Origin of the sequence: Paenibacillus lutrae (assembly GCF_009757775.1) — a bacterium.
In the GTDB taxonomy this organism is placed as follows: domain Bacteria; phylum Bacillota; class Bacilli; order Paenibacillales; family NBRC-103111; genus Paenibacillus_F; species Paenibacillus_F lutrae.
Genome location: NZ_RHLK01000002.1, coordinates 792,968 through 812,858 on the forward strand (window position 1 = coordinate 792,968; position 19,891 = coordinate 812,858).

At 50.7% G+C, this 19,891-nt stretch carries 19 protein-coding genes; 15 read left to right on the plus strand and 4 right to left on the minus strand.

Features of this window, described 5'->3' with window-relative positions; all coding sequences use genetic code 11:
- Positions 1–2 precede the first annotated feature (2 nt).
- The 7 genes from EDM21_RS05785 to EDM21_RS05815 all read left to right on the plus strand — a co-directional run bounded on the left by EDM21_RS05785 (position 3) and on the right by EDM21_RS05815 (position 6,451).
- Entirely contained in the window at positions 3–446 is a 444-nt protein-coding gene (locus EDM21_RS05785; protein WP_157333678.1) for a carboxymuconolactone decarboxylase family protein, read from the plus strand.
- A 198-nt stretch (positions 447–644) separates the two neighbouring features.
- A complete protein-coding gene (locus EDM21_RS05790) occupies positions 645–2,540 on the plus strand; it encodes a PrkA family serine protein kinase (RefSeq protein ID WP_157333680.1) in 1,896 nt (631 codons plus the stop codon).
- Positions 2,541–2,745: 205 nt separating this feature from the next.
- Positions 2,746–4,134, plus strand: coding sequence for an MATE family efflux transporter (locus EDM21_RS05795; RefSeq protein ID WP_157333682.1), 1,389 nt, complete (start codon positions 2,746–2,748; stop codon positions 4,132–4,134).
- A 137-nt stretch (positions 4,135–4,271) separates the two neighbouring features.
- A complete protein-coding gene (locus EDM21_RS05800; protein WP_235918041.1) occupies positions 4,272–4,640 on the plus strand; it encodes a hypothetical protein in 369 nt (122 codons plus the stop codon).
- A 213-nt stretch (positions 4,641–4,853) separates the two neighbouring features.
- Positions 4,854–5,129: a hypothetical protein gene (locus EDM21_RS05805; protein ID WP_157333891.1), complete on the plus strand. Its 276-nt coding sequence runs from the start codon at positions 4,854–4,856 to the stop codon at positions 5,127–5,129.
- A 160-nt stretch (positions 5,130–5,289) separates the two neighbouring features.
- Positions 5,290–6,066: a class I SAM-dependent methyltransferase gene (locus EDM21_RS05810; RefSeq protein WP_157333684.1), complete on the plus strand. Its 777-nt coding sequence runs from the start codon at positions 5,290–5,292 to the stop codon at positions 6,064–6,066.
- 88 nt (positions 6,067–6,154) lie between these two features.
- Positions 6,155–6,451 (plus strand): hypothetical protein, encoded by a 297-nt coding sequence (locus EDM21_RS05815; protein ID WP_157333686.1) that lies wholly within the window; start codon positions 6,155–6,157, stop codon positions 6,449–6,451.
- On the opposite strand, the gene EDM21_RS05820 is transcribed toward EDM21_RS05815, so the two are convergent.
- The gene (locus EDM21_RS05820) at positions 6,429–7,493 is read right to left on the minus strand and encodes a LacI family DNA-binding transcriptional regulator (protein ID WP_157333688.1); all 1,065 of its coding nucleotides are present in this window, start codon (positions 7,491–7,493) and stop codon (positions 6,429–6,431) included. The genes EDM21_RS05815 and EDM21_RS05820 overlap by 23 nt on opposite strands.
- 268 nt (positions 7,494–7,761) lie before the next feature.
- On the opposite strand from EDM21_RS05820, the gene EDM21_RS05825 reads away from it, so the two are divergent.
- The 3 genes from EDM21_RS05825 to EDM21_RS24905 all read left to right on the plus strand — a co-directional run bounded on the left by EDM21_RS05825 (position 7,762) and on the right by EDM21_RS24905 (position 9,637).
- Complete coding sequence (locus EDM21_RS05825) at positions 7,762–8,529, plus strand: DUF817 domain-containing protein (RefSeq protein ID WP_201280758.1); 768 nt, start codon at positions 7,762–7,764, stop codon at positions 8,527–8,529.
- A gap of 81 nt (positions 8,530–8,610) precedes the next feature.
- Entirely contained in the window at positions 8,611–9,315 is a 705-nt protein-coding gene (locus EDM21_RS05830) for a lysoplasmalogenase (RefSeq protein ID WP_157333692.1), read from the plus strand.
- 199 nt (positions 9,316–9,514) lie between these two features.
- Positions 9,515–9,637, plus strand: a complete 123-nt coding sequence (locus EDM21_RS24905; protein WP_338043936.1) for a DUF6254 family protein — start codon at positions 9,515–9,517, stop codon at positions 9,635–9,637.
- Between the two features lie 105 nt (positions 9,638–9,742).
- Here EDM21_RS24905 and EDM21_RS05835 read toward each other — a convergent pair whose 3' ends face one another.
- Together EDM21_RS05835 and EDM21_RS05840 are read right to left on the minus strand one after the other, a co-directional pair.
- Entirely contained in the window at positions 9,743–10,810 is a 1,068-nt protein-coding gene (locus EDM21_RS05835) for a cation diffusion facilitator family transporter (protein WP_157333694.1), read from the minus strand.
- A gap of 17 nt (positions 10,811–10,827) precedes the next feature.
- On the minus strand, positions 10,828–11,136 hold the full coding sequence (locus tag EDM21_RS05840) for an ArsR/SmtB family transcription factor (protein WP_157333892.1): 309 nt from the start codon (positions 11,134–11,136) through the stop codon (positions 10,828–10,830).
- 196 nt (positions 11,137–11,332) lie between these two features.
- Here EDM21_RS05840 and EDM21_RS24910 point away from each other — a divergent pair, with 196 nt between their 5' ends.
- From EDM21_RS24910 to EDM21_RS05860, 4 genes are all read left to right on the plus strand, one after another.
- Complete coding sequence (locus tag EDM21_RS24910; RefSeq protein ID WP_235918042.1) at positions 11,333–11,719, plus strand: metal-sensitive transcriptional regulator; 387 nt, start codon at positions 11,333–11,335, stop codon at positions 11,717–11,719.
- Positions 11,720–11,741: 22 nt separating this feature from the next.
- Positions 11,742–11,945 carry a copper ion binding protein gene (locus EDM21_RS05850; protein ID WP_166541840.1) on the plus strand — a complete coding sequence of 68 codons (204 nt, stop codon included), beginning with the start codon at positions 11,742–11,744 and terminating at the stop codon, positions 11,943–11,945.
- A gap of 289 nt (positions 11,946–12,234) precedes the next feature.
- The gene (locus tag EDM21_RS05855; protein ID WP_157333696.1) at positions 12,235–12,447 is read left to right on the plus strand and encodes a hypothetical protein; all 213 of its coding nucleotides are present in this window, start codon (positions 12,235–12,237) and stop codon (positions 12,445–12,447) included.
- A gap of 124 nt (positions 12,448–12,571) precedes the next feature.
- Positions 12,572–13,522 (plus strand): helix-turn-helix transcriptional regulator, encoded by a 951-nt coding sequence (locus EDM21_RS05860; RefSeq protein ID WP_157333699.1) that lies wholly within the window; start codon positions 12,572–12,574, stop codon positions 13,520–13,522.
- Between the two features lie 67 nt (positions 13,523–13,589).
- Here EDM21_RS05860 and EDM21_RS05865 read toward each other — a convergent pair whose 3' ends face one another.
- Positions 13,590–15,149 carry a stalk domain-containing protein gene (locus EDM21_RS05865; protein ID WP_157333701.1) on the minus strand — a complete coding sequence of 520 codons (1,560 nt, stop codon included), beginning with the start codon at positions 15,147–15,149 and terminating at the stop codon, positions 13,590–13,592.
- A 241-nt stretch (positions 15,150–15,390) separates the two neighbouring features.
- Between EDM21_RS05865 and EDM21_RS05870 the strand changes: the two genes are divergently transcribed.
- Complete coding sequence (locus EDM21_RS05870; RefSeq protein ID WP_157333703.1) at positions 15,391–19,848, plus strand: S-layer homology domain-containing protein; 4,458 nt, start codon at positions 15,391–15,393, stop codon at positions 19,846–19,848.
- Positions 19,849–19,891: the final 43 nt, after the last annotated feature.

The following is a 19,891-nucleotide window of genomic DNA, read 5'->3' on the forward strand; positions in this document are numbered from 1 at the left end:
CGATGGAAGAGAGAATGAATATGGTAACGGCGGTGCCAGCCGGATACGCGGCAATGGCCGAACTGGAGAAGTATGTGAAATCAACCAGTCTGAATCCCGAATTAAAGGAATTGATCAAAATTCGCGCTTCCCAAATAAACGGCTGCGCCTTCTGCCTGGATATGCACACCAAGGCTGCCCGCAAGCTGGGGGAGACGGAGCAAAGATTGTATACGCTGAGCGCATGGCGCGAGACGCCCTTCTTTACGCCGGAGGAACGTGCGGCTCTCGCCTTCACTGAAGCCGTTACGCTGGTAACGGAAGGACACGTGCCGGATGATGTGTATCAGCAGGTGCGCGTTTATTACGATGAAGTCCAGACTTTTGAAATCCTTATGTCAATCGTGGTCATCAACGCTTGGAATCGTCTTGTGATTTCCACGAGAAGAATGCCCGCAGCAGACTGAATCCATCCCTAATAGAAAGCTAGTCCCTGCCATGGAAGTGCTCCTTTGCTGCCATCTCATGTAAGGCTTGTTTTTCCTTTGTTCCTGTACAAATTTACAGGCAAGTATTGCGCCGGGGCCGCATAGGATTGTAGTACCCTAAATCACCATCACGAGCTATCCGCTCTTTCGAGGCAATGGCAGTGAGAGGAGGTACCCATGGATATTTTCAAACGCATCACGGAGCATCGGACTGAGAAGGAACAACTGGCATGGACGGGTTCGTTCCGGGAGTATCTGGAGCTGGTCCGTCAAAATCCGAGCCTGGCGATGACAGCCCACGCACGTGTATACGAGATGATTGCTTCTCACGGCATCGAAAAGAATGATGGGCCTACCCGCTACAACTTTTTTGACCAGGAAATTTTTGGGCTCGACCGTGCGGTAGAAAAGCTGGTGGAAGAATATTTTCATTCGGCTGCCAGAAGACTGGACGTCCGAAAACGTATTTTGCTGCTGATGGGGCCGGTAAGCGGAGGGAAGTCAACGATTGTAACGCTGCTCAAAAAAGGGCTGGAGCAGTTTTCGCGGACGGATGCAGGGGCCGTCTATGCGATTAAAGGGTGCCCGATGCATGAGGATCCGTTCCATCTCATTCCCTCTGAGCTGAGGCCGGAAATTGAAGGGGAACTGGGCATCCGCATCGAGGGGAATTTGTGTCCTTCCTGCCAGCTCAGGCTCAGGACCCAGTACGAAGGACGCATTGAAGAGGTCGAAGTGGAACGCGTCCTGATTTCAGAGGATGACCGCATCGGGATCGGTACGTTCAGTCCGTCCGATCCTAAATCGCAGGATATTGCGGATTTAACAGGCAGTATTGATTTTTCCACGATTACGGAATATGGCTCCGAGTCGGACCCGCGCGCCTACCGTTTCGACGGCGAATTGAATAAAGCCAACCGCGGACTGATGGAATTCCAGGAGATGCTGAAGTGTGACGAGAAGTTTCTGTGGAATTTGCTGTCCCTGACGCAGGAAGGCAACTTCAAGGCCGGGCGGTTTGCTCTTATATCGGCGGATGAGTTAATCGTCGCCCATACGAACGAATCGGAGTATAAATCTTTTATCGCGAACAAGAAGAACGAAGCTCTTCAATCGCGTATGATTGTGATGCCGATTCCTTATAACCTGAAAGTGTCGGATGAAGAGAAGATCTACAAGAAATTGATCAAGCAGAGCGACATGTCGCATGTGCATATTTCCCCGCATTCCTTAAAAGCAGCGGCGATTTTCTCCATTCTGACCCGATTGAAGGAAACGAAGAAGCAGGGCATGGATCTGGTGAAGAAAATGCGCATGTACGACGGGGAAGCGATAGAAGGCTACAAGGATGCCGATTTGAAGGAGATGCAGAACGAGTATCTCGAAGAGGGGATGAGCGGGATCGATCCCCGGTATATCATCAACCGCATTTCGAGTGCTCTGATCCGCCATGATCTTCAGTGCATTAATGCGCTGGATGTGCTGCGGGCCCTTAAAGACGGGCTGGATCAGCATCCGTCCATTACCAAAGATGAGCGGGAACGCTACCTCAATTTCATTTCGGTGGCTCGTAAAGAGTACGATGATCTTGCTAAGAAAGAAGTGCAGAAAGCGTTCGTGTACTCGTTCGAGGAATCGGCCAAAACGTTGTTTGATAATTACCTGGACAATATAGAAGCTTATTCGAATTGGGGTAAAATCAAAGATCCGTTGACTGGGGAAGAGATGGACCCCGATGAGCGGCTTATGCGTTCCATTGAGGAACAGATCGGGATTTCGGAGAATGCGAAAAAAGCGTTTCGCGAAGAAATTCTGATCCGTATTTCGTCTTATTCCCGCAAAGGGCGCCGGTTCGATTACAGCACGCATGAACGGCTGCGCGAAGCGATTGAGAAGAAGCTGTTCACGGACTTGAAAGATATCGTCAAAATCACGACCTCCACGAAGACACCGGATGAGCGGCAGCTTAAGAAGATCAATGAGGTGACGAGACAACTCATTGATGCCCACGGATACTGCCCGGTCTGTGCGAATGAATTGCTGCGCTATGTCGGCAGTCTCCTGAACCGTTAGGACCGCGACTTTCTACAACTGCCCGTCCGTCTGTTAGTCAAGACGGACAGGGCTTTTTTTCATTTGCCAAACAAGGGATCGCATCTTGCAGAGGGGGTGTGATAAAATAGGGCAATATGGAATTTTTTTTTAATATTATTAGGCGAAATTGAATAAAAAGTTCCGGTCATTCATTCCCGATTGGTCCAGGAGGATTTACACCATCATGTCCAAACAAGATCCGAAGATGAATTTGACAGAAGGACCGATAGCGCGCAAACTGCTACTCTTCTCCCTTCCTGTTCTGTATGGGAATGTCCTTCAGTCCCTCAATGGAACGGTTAACAGCATATGGGTAGGTAAATTTCTCGGTGAGAGCGCTTTCGCCGCTACCTCTAATGCGAATAATGTGATGTTTCTGATGTTAAGCTCGATCTTCGGAATCGGGATGGCGTCCACGATTATGATCGGACAGAGCATTGGCTCGGGCGATATAAGGCAAGCCAAGAGAGTAGTCGGGACAAGCACCTTGTTCTTTTTTACGCTGTCCATGTTCGTTGCTGCGGCCGGCTTTTTCTTGTCTCCTCAAATCCTGGGCTGGATGAATACGCCGCCGGATGCGATAGAGATGGCCAATGCGTATCTCCGAATTATTTTTATGAGCATGCCGTTCATGTTCTGCTTCAGCCTGATTATGACGATTCTCCGCGGTGCGGGGGATTCCAAGACGCCTTTTAAATTTCTGGTCATGGCCATTATCCTCGATATCGTGCTGAATCCGCTGCTGATCTTCGGCTGGGGGCCGATCCCGGCATTTCATATTTCGGGTTCGGCGCTTGCGACAGCGATCTCTCAATTGGTCGCGCTTGCCGCCATTCTCCTCTCGCTGTACCGCAAAAAACATTTTCTGCGGATTACGCGTGATGACCGCCGGCTCCTTCGCTACGATCGGGAAATTATAGGTTCCCTGGTGAAGAAAGGGGTTCCCATGGGCCTGCAGATGATCGTCGTTTCGACGAGCGCGCTTGCGATGATTAATCTCGTCAATCGTTTCGGTTCGGAGGCGACGGCTGCTTTCGGCGCGGCTATGCAGCTGTCCTCTTATATTCAGATGCCGGCGATGGCCATCGGGGGCGCCGTATCCTCCTTTGCGGCTCAGAATGTCGGCGCAGGCAAATGGGATCGGGTCCACCGGGTTACGTGGCTTGGGGTTGTCTTTAACTTTGTAATGACGGGCGTGCTTGTCGTTCTCATTTATCTGTTTAACCGCCAGGCGCTGGGTCTGTTTCTTCCGGAAGGCCGGGCGATTGAAATCGGCATGACGATCAATACGATCACTTTATGGAGTTTTGTTATTTTCGGCATCACTTTCGTTGTGTCGGGTGTAGTCCGTTCGACCGGGGCTGTCATGGTCCCGCTGCTGATTACGTTCCTCGCCCTATGGTGTATGCGTATTCCGCTGTCCTATTACTTGGCCGATTCTTACGGGTTAGATGCGGTCTGGTGGAGCTTCCCGATCGGGTTTACGGCGGGTTCGCTCCTCTCCGTTGCTTATTATTTCTGGGGAAATTGGAAAAAGGCGAGTATGCTTACGTACGGTGCCCCGAAGTCTTAAGCGGCTTTATTCGCGCATGCTGATCTTAAAAGGCGCCCAATCATGGGCGTCTTTATGCACCTTCTGGGCATTCGTACATACGATGTGGTAGATGCAAGGAGCTACACCATAATCTACCGAATGCGAGGGAATAAGCCATGACTTTCGAGGGACAGAATCAGGAAGCTTTTTTGAATCAGGAGAACTTTTTTGAGCAGCAGCAAAATGAATGGAATCAAGGAACTGCCTTGATCAGCAGTGAAGAAGAGGAAGCAAGGAAAAATCAGTTTGGCGGGCCTGGAGGCAATCCGGGTGGTTATCACGGGGGCAATCCCGGCGGTTTCCACGGAGGTTATCCGGGAGGCGGAGGCTATCATCATGGAGGAGGCTACCATCACGGCGGCTATCCGAATTATCCTTTCTACCCTTACTATCCGCAGCAGCCGTATTATCCTTATTATCCTCCTTATTACAACTATCCCTACCAGTACCCGTACCCGTACCCGTACTATCCGTACAAAAGATAACGATCCATTAGGAACAGGTCCGGCCTTTGGCCGGACTTTTCCTTTGGATGCGTGCGGTAACTTTGGGCGCGTGCGGTAAGGGAAGGGGAGCCAGGTGAAGCGGGGTTCGATGCCGGATGATTTTGTTCAGCGGGAAAATAAGCTATAATAGAAAAGCCGATGGACAACCCGGAATCGCAAGATCCGGGTCAACAAATAGACGATAAGACAAGGATGGTTCCGGTGCTTAGAAATATTTCAGATACACTTTTTTTGATTTCTTTGGCTGTTCTTATGGTCTCCGCCATTTTGAACGGAATTAATTTTCAATCTTTCCTGCTCAAAAGAAAAGACGATGACCCGCGCAAACTTGAAGTTCCTGTAAAAAGCACCCAGCTTGAGAAACAGAACAAGGGCTTAACGGCTTTTTTTCGTTCCAAACTGACTTGGATTGGTCTGGCGTGTGTGTTTATCTCGGTTGCACTCTCGTATATCGAACGTTATGTATAGAACTTGAAAGACGGCCGCAGTCTTGGAAGACAGGCCGTTTTTAACTGTTTAGTTATAGGTATATCCTATAATATAAGAGAAAATTAAGTATTGGATTTTATAAAGGTTTGCGTACATACTTGGTCTATATCGATATTCTGTTAAACCGGAGGCGGTATAGATGTTGAAACGTACGGAAGGTGTAGACTGGGATGCGGGGCACTATGACAAACAGATGGATTTTGTGGCCAAACACGGAAGATCCGTGCTGGAGCTGCTGGGTCCGGTTCAAGGAGAGTCGGTGCTGGATCTGGGCTGCGGGACAGGCAGCTTGAGTGTGGAGTTAGCGGAGCTGGGAGCGGATGTGACCGGAGTTGATCTGTCGGAGACGATGATCGAACAGGCTCGGCTGAAGTATCCCGGACTCCGGTTTGAGGTGGGAGATATGCGCAGCTACCGCTCTCACCGTCCATTCGATGCCGTATTCTCGAACGCGGCGCTGCACTGGGTTCCACAGGCGGACGAGGCTGCCCGCACGGTAGCAGAGGCACTGAAGCCAGGCGGCCGCCTGGTGGCCGAGTTCGGCGGCTTCGGCAATGTGGCCCGGATTGAGCGGGCACTGGCCGAAGCGCTTGCCGGAGCGGGGATTGATCCGGCAGGGCGCAACCCCTGGTATTTCCCGACGATCGGGGAATACTCGGCGCTTCTGGAGCGCGCGGGACTGGATGTTCGCTACGCGGAAAGATTCGACCGCCCGACGCCGCTTCCGGAAGGGGAGCTTGGGCTGCGCCACTGGCTTCATGCGTTCGCCGGAAGCTATTACGCGGGCCTCGGCGGCGAGGTGCAGGAGCGCGTGACGGCTGCCGTGGAGGAGCGTCTGCGGCCGGAGCTGTACGCGGACGGCACCTGGAGCGCCGACTACAGCCGCATCCGCGTTCTGGCGGTGAAGCCGCGGTAAGCAGGAGGGTGAATCTCCTGCCAGAGGAATAAGGGCGCGGGCTGCTGCGGCGCCCTTATTGTACGGGGCTGCGCCACGGACGGCAAAGATGGCTCTGGCAGCTCTGGCAGTTGCTGCCGCTCAGCGGCTGGCCCGGGCTGCTCAGGATGCAACCATGGCTCGTGTGGATGCTAATCGCAGGCTTTGCGTATTAAAGCGACCTGGCCCGGCCCAAACGATGCCTGATTGGCGGGTAGCTGCTCCAGCAGGATGTAAACCGAAGCATGCAGACGCTAATGACACTCTCAGCGTTCAGCCAGGGGCCCGGGACGCAGCAACGGCTGGCTGCCTGGAGAGCCGGTTACCGCAGGACGGTGCGGCTGTTATCCCGATGCACGGGCGATAAACTCAGGCGCGAGCACCACTTTCTCATTCGCCCGTCCGGGGTGCTGCTTCCGGTAGAGGAGTGTCTCTACCGCGCGGATACCCAGCAGCTCCTTGCTCAGCTCAACGGTGCTGAGCGGAGGGGATGCGGCGGCAGCGGCTTCAATGTTATCGAAGCCGATTACCCGGCACTGCTCCGGAATGCTGCATCCGCGCCGCTTGAGCAGTGTGAGCAGCTCCAGTGCTATGTAATCGTCCGCGCAAATAAAACCATCGGGCAGTTCTCCGTTCTTGAGCAGGTTGACCCGGACCGCTAAATCTTGCGCCCAGGTGGGACTCGTCATATAGGGAACCGTCCATCTGGACAACGCGACCGGACGGCCTTGTTCTGCAGCGGCTTCCGCGGCCAGACGACAACCCAGCGCACGTTCCCGGAAGCTCAGGGAATAGGAATCGCTGCCGATAAAAACCAGGGAGTCGCAGCCTTCGCGCAGGAGCTGCTTGCAGGCTGCAATGGCTCCATCCATGTTGCTGTTAACGACACAGTCTACATTAACAAGCGGTTCCTCATGGTCGACCAGTACGAGGGGAAGAGTTGTCTGCTGCAAAGAAATAACCGCACGAGTCGAGAAGGTACCGAGCAGAATATGTCCTGTGCATAGAGCAGGATCCAGGTAATCGGGTATATTCAGCTCATTTTCCTGATGGGTAGGAACCGGAACGATCCAATAAGAGATTTTTTTCTCGCGGCATGTTTGAGTAAGTCCTCCCAGCACCTTAGACCAGAAAAAAGGGTCCAGCTGTTTGATGGTGTGGATCCAGACCAGAATATAGGTTTCGCCCGGCAACCCGTAATTAGCGAAAGAATGGATACGTGTCCTAAGCTCAGCTGCAGCTGAGCTTTTGGTGATTTTTTTACGGTACCCCATGGATTTTGCCGTTTCAATGATTTTGTGCCTTGTTTCTTCGCTGACCCCGTACTTGCCGGAAAGCGCTTGCGAAACTGTGTATTTAGAAATGCCAAGCCGATCGGCAATATTCTGCATGGAGACATGTTTACTCATCGTGCACCGCCTTTTCGGTTCGTATCCGCAGGACTTTTTATCATTTTTCCCTCATTCAGCCATTCTGTCAATACTTTCTTTTTGCATCCCTTCCTGTCATTTCCTTTCTTCTTATATAGACCTTTTGCTTCATCGGAATTATGCTAAACTAACAAAGACATACATAATCTTGATTAAATGGGATCAGGAAAAAGCAGTGTGAACTGCAGATGAACGGAGGGGCAGGTTGTTGGTCAAAACCTTACAGCTGCAAACCGGACAACTTTTTATGTTCGGCTATCAACAGGCATTGTCTTGTTTGTTTCCGGCTCTCATTTTTGCGAGTCTGGCGATTTTAAAAGTATTCGATGTCCCTTATACGTATGATGTCATGCTCGTGGTCTGTCTTCTGATTCAATGGATCATGGTTAAAACCGGACTTGAAACGAGGGATGAGTTGAAAGTCATTTGCTTGTTTCATTTGATCGGGCTTGCCTTAGAGATTTTTAAAGTCAACATGGGCTCATGGTCTTATCCCCAGGAAGCCTGGACCAAAGTATGGGGCGTCCCGCTCTACAGCGGATTTATGTATGCCAGTGTAGCCAGTTATTTATGCCAGGCATGGCGCAGACTTCATGTTCAGATTCATCATTGGCCTTCTTCCTGGCTGACTGTACCGACCGGAGCGGCTATTTACTTGAATTTTATGACGCATCATTATATAGCGGATCTGCGCTGGGTGCTGACTGCGCTTTTATTCATCATCTTCTTCAGATCGGCCGTCACGTTCCGGGTAAGAGCGATCACTTACCGTATGCCGGTTATCCTTTCTTTTTTCCTGATCGGATTCTTTGTGTGGCTGGCTGAGAACATAGCGACTTATTTGGGCGCGTGGCAGTACCCCAATCAGAGGGAAGCTTGGAGCATGGTGTCTTTGGGTAAAATGAGCTCCTGGTTTCTACTCGTTATTGTGAGTTTCCTGATCGTTGCCCAGCTTAAGCATGTGAAATCCAGTGAAAGCCGCGGGCAGGAGCCGCCAGTTTCGGCATCGGACTAGAGAAGGAAGGGCTGCAACGATTTCTATGCCAGCAGAAGGGGTAAAGGAACGTATACTTTGCTTCGCCATGGGGGGATTCGGATGGTAATGGGGTGGTTGTGGGCCGTACAAGTGGTTTTGTTCATAGCGGGCACCGGCTCGGGTATTCGCAGAAATAACAAGGAAGGCTCCGGGCTGAGTCTCCCACTGTGGGCCAGAATGTGCATAAGCCTGACATTGACGGCGGCAGCCTTTGCACTCTGGAGAGGGAACCAGGACTCGCCGTATGCCGAATGGGTATTCTGGGGCATGGCCTGGTCTTTTATCGGTGATTTAACGATGGCGGGACTGATCCCTATGCGCCATAGGCTCATAGGGGGAATGGCTACATTCGCAGTGGCTCACGGCTTTTATATTGCGGCTTTTACAGCGGCTCTGAATAATGAAGGAATGCCGGTTCTTAATGCAGGCCTGGTAGCGGCAGCAGTGATTTATCTGATTCTGCTGATTGTCGGCTGGCTGAGATATATCCGGAACCTGCAGGCCCCTTACGGTTACAATGCCGGCGCATTGGTGTACGGCATATGGATCAGTGTGATGGCATCCGTGGCGGTCGCTCTTGCCTGGGGACTGGGTGGGACGCATTGGGTGACTGCGCTTGGCGGGTTGCTCTTTGTAATTTCGGACTTTATTATTGCAGTTGTCACAATAGGAGCTAAGCCGTTACGGCATAACGGTTATTGGGTCTGGTTAACGTATGTCGGCGCACAGATGTGTATCGTGTACGCATCTGTTCTTGTTCTCTGAAGAACGCTTGTGAGAGTGTGAGAGTAAATGGTGTCATAAGCAGGCTAACGCTGACACAACATTTCCCGGGCAATGTCGGATGTTGTATGCCGGATGAACACGCATAGGGGAAACGATCTTGTCGAATGCTAGAGAAGCGGAGCGGATGATCGCCTGGTCGATCGAACCGTTTACCCCTGAATAAAGGAGCTGACGTTTCGTGACACACTCGAAAAGCCGCAGAGAAAGTATGGTCAAAAGCCGTAAACAAAGGCAAAATCCGCACGGTAAGGTTCCCTCGCTCAAAGAAATTGCCGCTGAAACGAACCAGGGGATCGAGTAACACGCTTCGACTTCGATGTAAAGCCGCGGCAGACAACAAGGAGCCCGCTATATACGCGGGCTCCTGTTTTCAATTCTTAACGAAATTCCTGCATGACTATCCGATTTACACTTTTAGCTCCGCATGCTGCAGATGCTCGGTTTCCACTTGGATAGTCGCATGCTGGATGTTGAACCGTTCTTCCATCAGACGGATCGCTTGCTGGAGAATACCCTGGCTGTCAGCCGGGTCTTCAATTAAAAGGTGGCAGCTGAAGGAGTCTAGACCGGACGTGATGGTCCATACATGCAGGTCATGAACGTCACGTACGCCGGAGATGCTGAGCAGCGACTGCTTGATTTCTTCGCAGTTTATTCGGCTGGGCGCGCCTTCAAGCAGAATGTGCGTAGTCGCTTTAAGCACTCCCCAGGCGCTGCGCAGGATAAGGAGAGCGACAAGGACGCTGATAATCGGATCGGCCTGGTACCACTGGAAGACCAGCATGAGCAGTCCGGCAACGATGGCACCTACGGAGCCTAAGGCATCTCCGAGCACGTGTAAGTAAGCGCTTCTTACATTCAAATTGTCCTTGGCATCTCCCATCCGGGTAAGAAACCATGCACTTGCCAGATTAGCAAGAAGACCGATGGCTGCGATAATCATCATCGAGCCGCTGGCAACCACCGGGGGATTAGCGAACCGTTCAATCGCTTCCCAGATAATGAAACCGGCGATAACAAATAAGGTAGCCGCATTAAACAGCGCGGTTAAAATTTCAACGCGGTGGTAACCATAGGTGCGTTTGGGCGAAGCGGGTCTGGCTGCAAACCACATGGCAACGAGGCTGAGCAGCAGAGAGGCTGTATCGCTGAACATGTGGCCGGCATCTGAAAGAAGGGCCAGCGAATTGGTGACAATTCCCCCGGCAAATTCCAGCAGCATAATGCCGGAAGTAATGATGAAGGCAATGAGGAGCCCTTTCTTGTTGTTCGGACCGTGATGATGTCCTAAAGCATGGTCGTGGCCATGGTCGTGCCCGTGATGATCATGCCCCTGGTGATCATGCCCTTGGTGGTCGTGACCGTCATCGTGACTGTGCCCGCTATGACGGTGGCTGTGAGGAACCTGGGTCTTGGATGTTCCCGACGGTCCGGGTGAATCATCGGTTCTTCGCGTAGATTTAAAGGTACTCATGGAACACATCTCCTTTGCTATTCATGTTCAATATGCTGAATCGTTTGTTTAAGAAGAGAAAGAACATGCTCATCGTCGCAAGAGTAGTATAACGTCTTGCCGTCACGGCGGAATTTGACCAGCCGCAGTACTTTAAGCAGGCTGAGCTGGTGTGACACGGCAGAGGGGGTCATATTCAGCAGCTCTGCAATGTGATTGACGGAGCACTCTTCCTGGGAGAGCAGGTAAAGAATTTTGATACGCGAAGGATCGGACAGAGCTTTGAAAATTTGGGAGACAGAATCGACTGTCTGGGGGGGAAGAAAAGTATGGTCGCAAGATTCCATGCGAATTGTCATCTCCAATCATCTGAACAACTGTTCATATGTTAATTTGATCTTAACTCAGACTGGAACACATTTCAAGTGACGGACGATACTTTTTTCCTTAAGCCGGAGTGGACCAGGGGATAATAATCTTTTTCATAAATACTTGAAGTACCCTACGGGGGTATGTTATTGTATAAGTATGGAGGCGACGCAGATGGAACCAATCAGCTCCAAGGAATATCAGAATGATGAAGGAATATCCGCTATACCAACGGAAGTTGCCGTTTCTGGAGCAGATTGTCATACATCTAGCGGCAATTCTGAAAGACACAGCCATCATAGTGATAAGGTGAAAAGCAATTTGATTTCCCGCCTGAATCGCATTGAAGGTCAGATTCGTGGAGTAAAGGGCATGATTGAGAAAGATACTTATTGTGATGATGTATTGAATCAGATTGCTGCCGCTCAATCCGCCCTGAATAGTGTGGGTAAATTATTGCTTGAAGGTCATCTCAAGAGCTGTGTTATGGAACGTATTCAGGAAGGTGACACGGATGTTATTGATGAACTGCTTATTACGGTCAATAAATTAATGAAATAAAACAAACAAAGGAGAGAGTACAGTGGAACGAATCCAATTGAAAGTAGAAGGAATGTCCTGCCAGCATTGTGTCAACTCTATAGAAAAAGCCGCCAGCGAACTGGGAGCCAAAGCCCAGGTCCATCTCAACGAAGGCCGTGTAGAAGTGGAATACGATCCTGCCACCGTGAAACCGGAGCAAATTAAAGAAGCTATCGAAGAACAGGGCTATGAAGTAACAGCTTGATTGTTCGATTGTTTAACCTTACTTGAATTACCGCAAAATCGCTTAACGGCTTATTTTCAGCCGATAGGCGATTTTTTTTTGATGCCGGTCAAGCGATGGATTGCGTTAAAACCGGATTACCAAACGGATGAAGGAATATCCATTTTTGCCGGCGTAATAGGAAGGCGATAATTAAATTTGTAAAAAAGTAAATAAAAGCAAACATATATTCGAGACACCTTACTGTCAATAAGGAGTGATATCCTAAATAATGTAAGTGATTATATTCCATTTACATAGGAGTGAGGGAATGAATCGTGTACAATCCGGGAAAGCACTGCAGGTGGACATCGGAAAAATCTGCGCACAGCTGGGACTGGATTCGAACATCATGAAGGATCTCAAAGTACGACATTATACAGTGCCAGCAGAGAGAAATGAACCAGAATCCGGTGAACGAGTGCTGCGGAGCAGAGAAGGAACGAAAAAGATCTTTTTATCGGGCAAAAGAAGTAGGAATTAGGCACTTGATGCTTAGTTCCTATTTTTTTATAACTGAGATGATAATTTATGAAAAATTTAGAACGAATGGATGGTTAAATGTACTAAAATAGGAAATAAGCCCTAAATAAGAGGAGAACAAGTTTATGATCGAAAAAGTGATCCGCTTGCTGAATATTATTCAGGCCATTCAGGCTAATCCGGGAATATCGGCTTCTGATATAGCGTTCAAATGTGACATTCATCTGCGAACCGTGTACCGTGACCTCGATACGCTCAGTCTGATCGCTCCGGTAACGAACGACGGGCGCGGTACCGGCTATCGTTTTATGGGGAAGTTCTTCCTGTATCCACTCAATTTTACAGAGCAGGAGGCGCTGGTATTTTCCCTTCTTCCTTCGGTGGTGGATAGGAGTAAGCTGCCTCCGGGCTTTGATCGGGCCTACCACAAAGTGATGGCCACTCATTTTAAAGAAAAAGCGCATCATAAAGATATCATTCAGAATATTGCCGAAATTATTCAGATGGGGACACCGGCCTACCGGCAAAAGCATCCGAATTTTCTCCAGCCGATCATCCAGGCTATCTTGGACCACAAAACCATACGGACCGTGTACCATACGCAGTCCCGTAACGAGACAACGGAGCGGCAGATCGATCCCTACTATCTCGTGCCGCGCGAGCAGCGGTTTTATTTGATCGGTTTCTGCCATTTGAAACAAGAAATCCGTACCTTCCGTATGAGCCGGTTTCAGGCGGTTGAGCAGACGGAGCTGAACTTTGATAAAGGGGACTTCAACATTAAGCACTATCTCAAAAATACATGGTCCATTGAACGCGGGGATCGGAATATTACGTTCAAGGTAAAATTCAACGCAGAAGTTGCCCGCTATATCCGGGAGGAAGAGCTGTTTGTGCACCCGAGAATGAGGGACCAGAAGGATGGCAGCCTGATATTTGAAGTTACGGTGAATAACGAGAGGGAATTCCTGAATTGGGTTATGCAGTATGGTCCCGCGGCAGAAATCCTGGAACCTAAGGCTGTGAGGGAAAAGTTGAAGCAGCAGCTTCACCAGTGGGTGGGCATGTACGGGTGAGAACGTCCGGAGATTGGATAACAAAAGAGCGCAAACGATTTGAAAATCGTTCTGCGCTCTTTTGTTGTTAGTTGGGAAGGAAGGTGAAGCTGTCCAGAATCTCCAGCACCTCGGGGGTGTGGGCGTCTTTGTAGTCTTTCAGTACAGAGTACGAGACTTCGTACCACTGTTCTTCGGTTTCGAATACAATCGAATTGATCCAATGAGTATCAAATCCACTCTCATAGAGTGAAGTAATTTGCTTGGCTTTATGACCATGGAAATTCGTATCGGCTTGTTTTATGATCGTGATCCCATCGCCTGCGGAGAGATTATCCTTAACCAGATTCACATACTCATCTAATGAAGTGATCTCCGGATATTCTTTTTTGTCTTCGGTTATTACAGCCAATTCATTGAGGTTAAAGGATTTCATGGCTAACTGGATAAAACCTTCATCGGTCTCCAGCTGCTTCCACTTCCCATAAGTCGTGAGCTGGGCCTTGTTATCCGCTGTCGTAAAGACCTGTTTGCTCTTGACTATAGCCTGATTAAGGTGCGCATCCCACTCGACCCGGCACCCGGTAGATTCCGCAAGGAAACGGAGGGGCACAAACGTATAGTCCGCTATTAATGCGGGCGCAGCCGGAAGCGTGACCTCCTTACCGTCTAGATATGCTTGAGTACTACCAATCCGCATTTGGATTTGGATGTCGTCTTTGACGGCAAAGATCGTCTGAGTCTCTTCTTCCCAGGTGACCGTAAGGCCAAGCTCCTCATAGAAAGGTCTGGCTTGTACAAGCGTGGAGCCGTTAGTAAGAACAGGTGCGGCATCAAAGTTCAGTGTCTCGGCGTCCAGAAGCACACTTACCGAAGACGGCTGGGCTGGTGTATCTGTCGTTTCTTCAACGATTTTCACACCCTTGCGTTTAAGTGCCTCCAGAGTAGATTGTGCCGTGTCATCCAAAGGATTGTTATGAACGGACACTTGTTTCAGTTGAGGCAAACTAGTTAAGACACGGATATCTTGGATCTGATTGTTGTCGAGATAGAGATGGGTAAGGGTCGGATGAGCCCGCAAAGGCTCGAGATTTATAATTTGATTATGGTCCGCATTGAGCCATTCGAGCTTCAAATCAGCCAGAGGGGTTAAGTTCTCAATCCGGTTATGGCTGGCCAGCAAATCGGTCAAAGAATCCAGCTTAGCCAGAGGCAACAGATCCCGGATTTGATTGTTGCTGACTATAAGCTTCTCCAGACGGGTCAGGCTGCTCAAAGGAGTCAGATTCTCAACTTGATTACCGTTTATAGCTAGAAAGTTAAGGTTCGTTAAAGTTTTAAGAGGCTCCAGATCCGTGATAACCTGAGCAGGCAGCATTAAGCTTCTCAGCATGCCGGCATGCTCCAGACCTTCCAGGCTGCTGATCTCATGGAGCGGAGTCTGCACGTACAGGGAGGTTAACTCCTCGAAGTCGGCTTTCGTTAAAGGATCGGCAAATTTGTTGATCTCAGATCGAATGCTCTCTTCAAGCACGCTGTCCTTGATTGGAATCGTCTGGGCAAACGCTGCTGCCGGCTGGATCAGAAGAAACATGAGAAGAAATACAAATCCCAGCGTTAATCTGGATGACGCCTTAGGTAGATGCAAAGCGGTACTCACTCCTTGAGGAATATTTTGTCATACGGTAATTCGTGAGAGCGGATTCGAATTCCTTTTTTATATAATCCTCCCCCTAAACTTCCTTTCGGCAGCTTATTAGGACAACTAAGAAAGCATGTACTGACAAATACGATGGAATTCAAATATGGTAAAATTCAGTAAAATGTATGCGTTTACATATTTGTGGGTGCTGCATAATAACTGTCAAAGTGAAGGGAGAAATGCAATTTTGCGTAGACAATCACTGCTGTCCTGTTTGCTTATTCTAACGATGATCGGCAGTCTATTCGGATTCGGAACGGCTGCCTCTGCCAATGTTCCGGCAGGAACAGGGGCTGGGGCCTTTACGCCGGAGGATTTGGGAGCTCCGGTTCAGCCTGCACAGACGCTTGATATTGTATTCGGCCAAGAGGACGGGACGAATGTTGCCTATACGACCGTAACGGGGAGCCCGTCCGCAGGTGAATCCGCCGTTTTTAACGTCATTGATTTGGACCAGAATCGATTAGTGCGCGAGCTTCCTCTACCGGATGCAGCTAACGCATGGTCCCATGCCATCGACGCGCAGGGACGCGTATTCATTGGAGCAAGCTCCAAGATGTTTATGTACGATCCTGCAACCAAGAAAATAACCGATCTGGGCGTTCCAGTGCCCGGTACTTCCTCAATCTGGTCGCTTACAGCAGGGGATGACGGCAATGTGTATGGCGGTATTTATTCCAGCACGGTTGGCGGCCGCGTTTTCAAAATCGACGGTCAGACTTTGAAGGTGACGGATCTGCTCGGCAAGCCGGTGGACGACGGCTCGGCGCCGGGAGATGACGGCAAGACGGAGCAGTATATCCGCTCGATAGCTTTTTATAAAGGGTATTTGTATGCGGGAACGGGCTCTATCAACGGCCGCGTCTGGAAGATTGATCCGGTGACGAAGTCGGCAGCCTCGCTTGAGCTTCCAGGAGCGCCATCGGACGCTATTTATAAGGGCAAATATAACGAGATGGGCTTCGTGTACGGGATGAATATTGTGGATCACTATCTGTTTGCATTCTATAACGGCCCGCTGATGATGCAGGTGTACGATCTGGATGCAGAGCAGTGGACGAGTGCCTCCTTTGATAATATCCGCGGGGTTCAAGCCGTAAGCGGGTATAAGAACGGTAAAGTCTACACGAGTAAAAAAGACGGCCAAATGTGGGAAATCGATCTTGCCACCATGACGGAAAAAGCAGCAATGCCGTTCAACGGCAATATCCGCACCAGTGAATGGATGAACCTGCCTAATCATCCGGAATTCACGGCCGGTGCGATGGTTTCCGTTTCGTTCGACGGTAAAATCGTTCTCTATGATCCGGTTCAGAACAAGAGTAAATCACTGCCTCAGGTAGTCAGGGGCCAAGGAATCAATATCCAGGCTCTTGAAACCGGCCCGGACGGCAAAATTTATTTGAGTACGTACATGGGCTCCGAAGGGTCCCGGTTCGATCCGGCTACAGATAAGTTTACGAACTTCCCGCTCGGGCAGGCGGAAGGAATCGGATATGTAGGCGATACGGTCTACTTCGGCATGTACCCGAAAGCGGATATTGAAGCGTACGATACGAAGACACCTCTGCCGACGCAGACTGGCGCTAAGCATGTCTTCAATATCGGCAATCATCAGGACAGACCCTTTATCCTGAGTGAAGGCGCGGGCAAGCTGTACATCGGTACGATTTCGGGCTACGGCTCCAACACCGGGGCGATTACGGTGTACGATCCGGAAGCGTCCAAGGCAAGCGGCCAGGCACAATTCGAAGTATTTACCGATATTGTGGCGGAGCAGAGCATTACAGGCCTTCTGTACAAGGACGGGCTTGTATACGGATCTACCAGCATCAAGGGAGGACTTGGCGGAGAACCGGCGCCGGGAGCTGCCGCGAAGCTTTTCATATGGGATACGAAAACGAAGAAAGTGATCAAAACGTGGGAACCCGAGGTTCCGAATATCGGCAAATCCACCATGATCAGCGGTCTGACATTAGGACAAGACGGAATGATTTGGGCATCTGTGAACGGGATCGTGTTCTCGTTTGATCCCCTTACGCACGAAGTCGTCAAATCGTTGAATCTCTATCCGGAAGTAAACGGGTACGGCCAATGGCGCCCCATTCACCAGCGCTGGACACAGGACGGACTGCTGCTGACGGATACGGCAGGCAGACTGGCTGTCATTGATCCGCTGACCATGGCTTATAAGACACTGCTTGATAAAGCGACCCTGTTTACACTGGATTCGCAGGACAGATTGTATGTGGCAAGTGCGACCAAGCTCATGCGCTACCCGAAGCCGGAGAAACCGGTAAAAGCGCCGGAATTGATCGTCTCTTACTTGAATGTTCCAAACAGCGGATTCGAGCAAAAGAACCCGGATGGCTCCATTCCGGGCTGGACAATTGAAACGCCGCTGGACAACCCTTCTTTATTCTCTGTTTCCACCGAACAGAAGAAGAGCGGAAGCAGCAGTCTGAAGCTGATTGACAACAGCACAACCGTCTCAAGCTCGGTCTACTCGGATCTTATCCCGGTAGCGGGCGGCAGAGATTATGTGGCAACGGCTCAATTGTTCCACGGGGAACCTCCGGCTAAGCCGGCAGGCGGCAATTACAGCAGCAGCCGCTCCTCGGCAGCCGTCCGCTATTATGATGCTGCCGGCAAAGAAATTGCAGGAGCTGGTGTGACCAAGCATGTAGACTCCTCCCCCAAGAAATGGACGCAGGTAGAATTGGCCAGCAAAGCTCCGGCGAATGCCGTAACCATGCGTGTTGTTCTCTTTGCTTCGGCCTTGTGGGTAACGACAGCGTATTATGACGATGTAACGGTCTATACGAAAATTTACGACAATGAGATTCCGACTCTAACATTGGAATCCGATCAATTACATATAGCGGCAGAAGCGGAAGCCGTTATCAAAGCTGCTGCTCCTGTAAACACAGAAATCGTACTGACGCAAGGTTCTAATGTAATCAGCCGCGCAGCAGGCAAGGGTACGGAGCCTGCTCTCTTTACCCTTCCTGCTGTAAGCGAGGGCAGTCATGAGTACACGGTAACGGCTCACTTGCCCGGAACCGGGGAGAAAAGTGTTTCCCGGAACATAACGGTGAGGGCCTATCCTTACACGGGGCTGGAAATTGAAGCAGATCGTATTAAATTGAATATAAACGATACGGTAACGGCTGTTACCTACGCGGTATACGGACCGGTCAAAGTAAATGTATCGGATCAAATTCAGTTAACGGCCGATCCGTCACACCGGGTAACGATAACGGGCAGCCAGATTACGGCAAAAGAGGCGGGATCGGTACGGCTTAATACGTTGTATGAAGGAAAGCAGGGGACACTGCTGCTGGAAGTAACTTCAGCCGATTCGGGTGGAGGCACATCTCCGGAACCGCCGGTAACGCCACCGGTAACACCACCAGTAACGCCAGAGCCGCCAGCCACACCTAACCCGGTCGACCCTAACCCGGTCGACCCTAAGCCGGAAGACTGGAAATCCGAGCAGACGGCCGGCAACCAGACCACGATCAGCGTGAACACAGATACGCTTGAGAAGTGGCTTGCTGAGCAAGGGAACCTGGACACCCTGGTGCTGGCGGCTGATTCCAAATCCGGTCAGGTACAGGTGAAACTGACAGCAGCAGCAGCGGAGCTTCTTGCGAAGCACAACCCGGCTATGACCGTCCGTGTTCAGACCCTGAACGGGACCTTCACTCTGCCGGTAAAAGTCTTGGCTTCCCGCTTGGCGGGAAGCGATTCGAATGCGGCCACAGTTCACGTGAACAAGCTTACTTCGGATCAGGCAGCACCTTATGTTCAAACTATCGCCGGCTACAATCTGGCAGCTGATCTGGTTGATTACAGAGTCGAAGCGACCGTTAACGGCCGGACTTCGGTGATCGGTTCGCTGAATGGATATGCCGCCAGAACGATTGCAGTCAAAGAAGGCATCAACCCGGATCATCTCGTTGCGGTCATCATTGACCCTATAACCGGCAGTATACGGCCGGTGCCCGCTGCCTTCACTTCCTCGGGGGCGAAGCTCTGGTCTATGAGCGGCAGCGGCGTATTCACCGTCCTCGAGAACAAGCAGAGCTTCTCTGACGCTGCCGGCCACTGGGCTGCTGCCGACATCGGGAAGCTGGCTTCGAAGCTGATTGTCAACGGGTTGAGCGACAATGTGTTCGGCACGGAGGCTAAGCTGACGCGCGCGCAGCTGACCGCAATGCTGGTCCGTGCGCTGGGTATCGCCGATCTCGCGGGAAGCTCATCGGGCTACAGCGATATCGGTGCATCCGCCTGGTACAGCAGCGATGTCAAAGCCGCCGCTCAGGCTGGCCTCATCCAAGGCTATGAGGACGGCACGTTCCGGCCGGAGCAAGAAATCAACCGGGAAGAAGCCGCTGTTATTATCCGGCGTGCCATTGCATTCACTAAGCAGTCCGCAAGCCGCAATGCGGGGGGACCGGCTGCTTTTGAAGATGTGCAGACCGTATCGGGCTGGGCACAGGATGCTGTAGCCGAGCTTCAGCAGATCGGTATTCTGAACGGCAAGAACGGCAATGAATTCGAGCCCAAAGATGATGTGACTCGCGCAGAAACCGCGGCAATGATCACCCGTTTGCTGAAGTCGATCCAATTCATGAACTAAATCTTAACTTGCGTTTCCCTCAAACAGCTCCAAATGAAAGGCC

Excerpts from the sequence above, each read along its gene's own strand:
- EDM21_RS05785 (WP_157333678.1), top strand. The coding sequence starts at position 3 with ATGGAAGAGAGAATGAATATGGTAACGGCGGTGCCAGCCGGATACGCG.
- EDM21_RS05790 (WP_157333680.1), top strand. The coding sequence starts at position 645 with ATGGATATTTTCAAACGCATCACGGAGCATCGGACTGAGAAGGAACAA.
- EDM21_RS05795 (WP_157333682.1), top strand. The coding sequence starts at position 2,746 with ATGTCCAAACAAGATCCGAAGATGAATTTGACAGAAGGACCGATAGCG.
- EDM21_RS05800 (WP_235918041.1), top strand. The coding sequence starts at position 4,272 with ATGACTTTCGAGGGACAGAATCAGGAAGCTTTTTTGAATCAGGAGAAC.
- EDM21_RS05805 (WP_157333891.1), top strand. The coding sequence starts at position 4,854 with ATGGTTCCGGTGCTTAGAAATATTTCAGATACACTTTTTTTGATTTCT.
- EDM21_RS05810 (WP_157333684.1), top strand. The coding sequence starts at position 5,290 with ATGTTGAAACGTACGGAAGGTGTAGACTGGGATGCGGGGCACTATGAC.
- EDM21_RS05815 (WP_157333686.1), top strand. The coding sequence starts at position 6,155 with ATGGCTCTGGCAGCTCTGGCAGTTGCTGCCGCTCAGCGGCTGGCCCGG.
- EDM21_RS05820 (WP_157333688.1), bottom strand. The coding sequence starts at position 7,493 with ATGAGTAAACATGTCTCCATGCAGAATATTGCCGATCGGCTTGGCATT.
- EDM21_RS05825 (WP_201280758.1), top strand. The coding sequence starts at position 7,762 with ATGTTCGGCTATCAACAGGCATTGTCTTGTTTGTTTCCGGCTCTCATT.
- EDM21_RS05830 (WP_157333692.1), top strand. The coding sequence starts at position 8,611 with ATGGTAATGGGGTGGTTGTGGGCCGTACAAGTGGTTTTGTTCATAGCG.
- EDM21_RS05835 (WP_157333694.1), bottom strand. The coding sequence starts at position 10,810 with ATGAGTACCTTTAAATCTACGCGAAGAACCGATGATTCACCCGGACCG.
- EDM21_RS05840 (WP_157333892.1), bottom strand. The coding sequence starts at position 11,136 with ATGGAATCTTGCGACCATACTTTTCTTCCCCCCCAGACAGTCGATTCT.
- EDM21_RS24910 (WP_235918042.1), top strand. The coding sequence starts at position 11,333 with ATGGAACCAATCAGCTCCAAGGAATATCAGAATGATGAAGGAATATCC.
- EDM21_RS05855 (WP_157333696.1), top strand. The coding sequence starts at position 12,235 with ATGAATCGTGTACAATCCGGGAAAGCACTGCAGGTGGACATCGGAAAA.
- EDM21_RS05860 (WP_157333699.1), top strand. The coding sequence starts at position 12,572 with ATGATCGAAAAAGTGATCCGCTTGCTGAATATTATTCAGGCCATTCAG.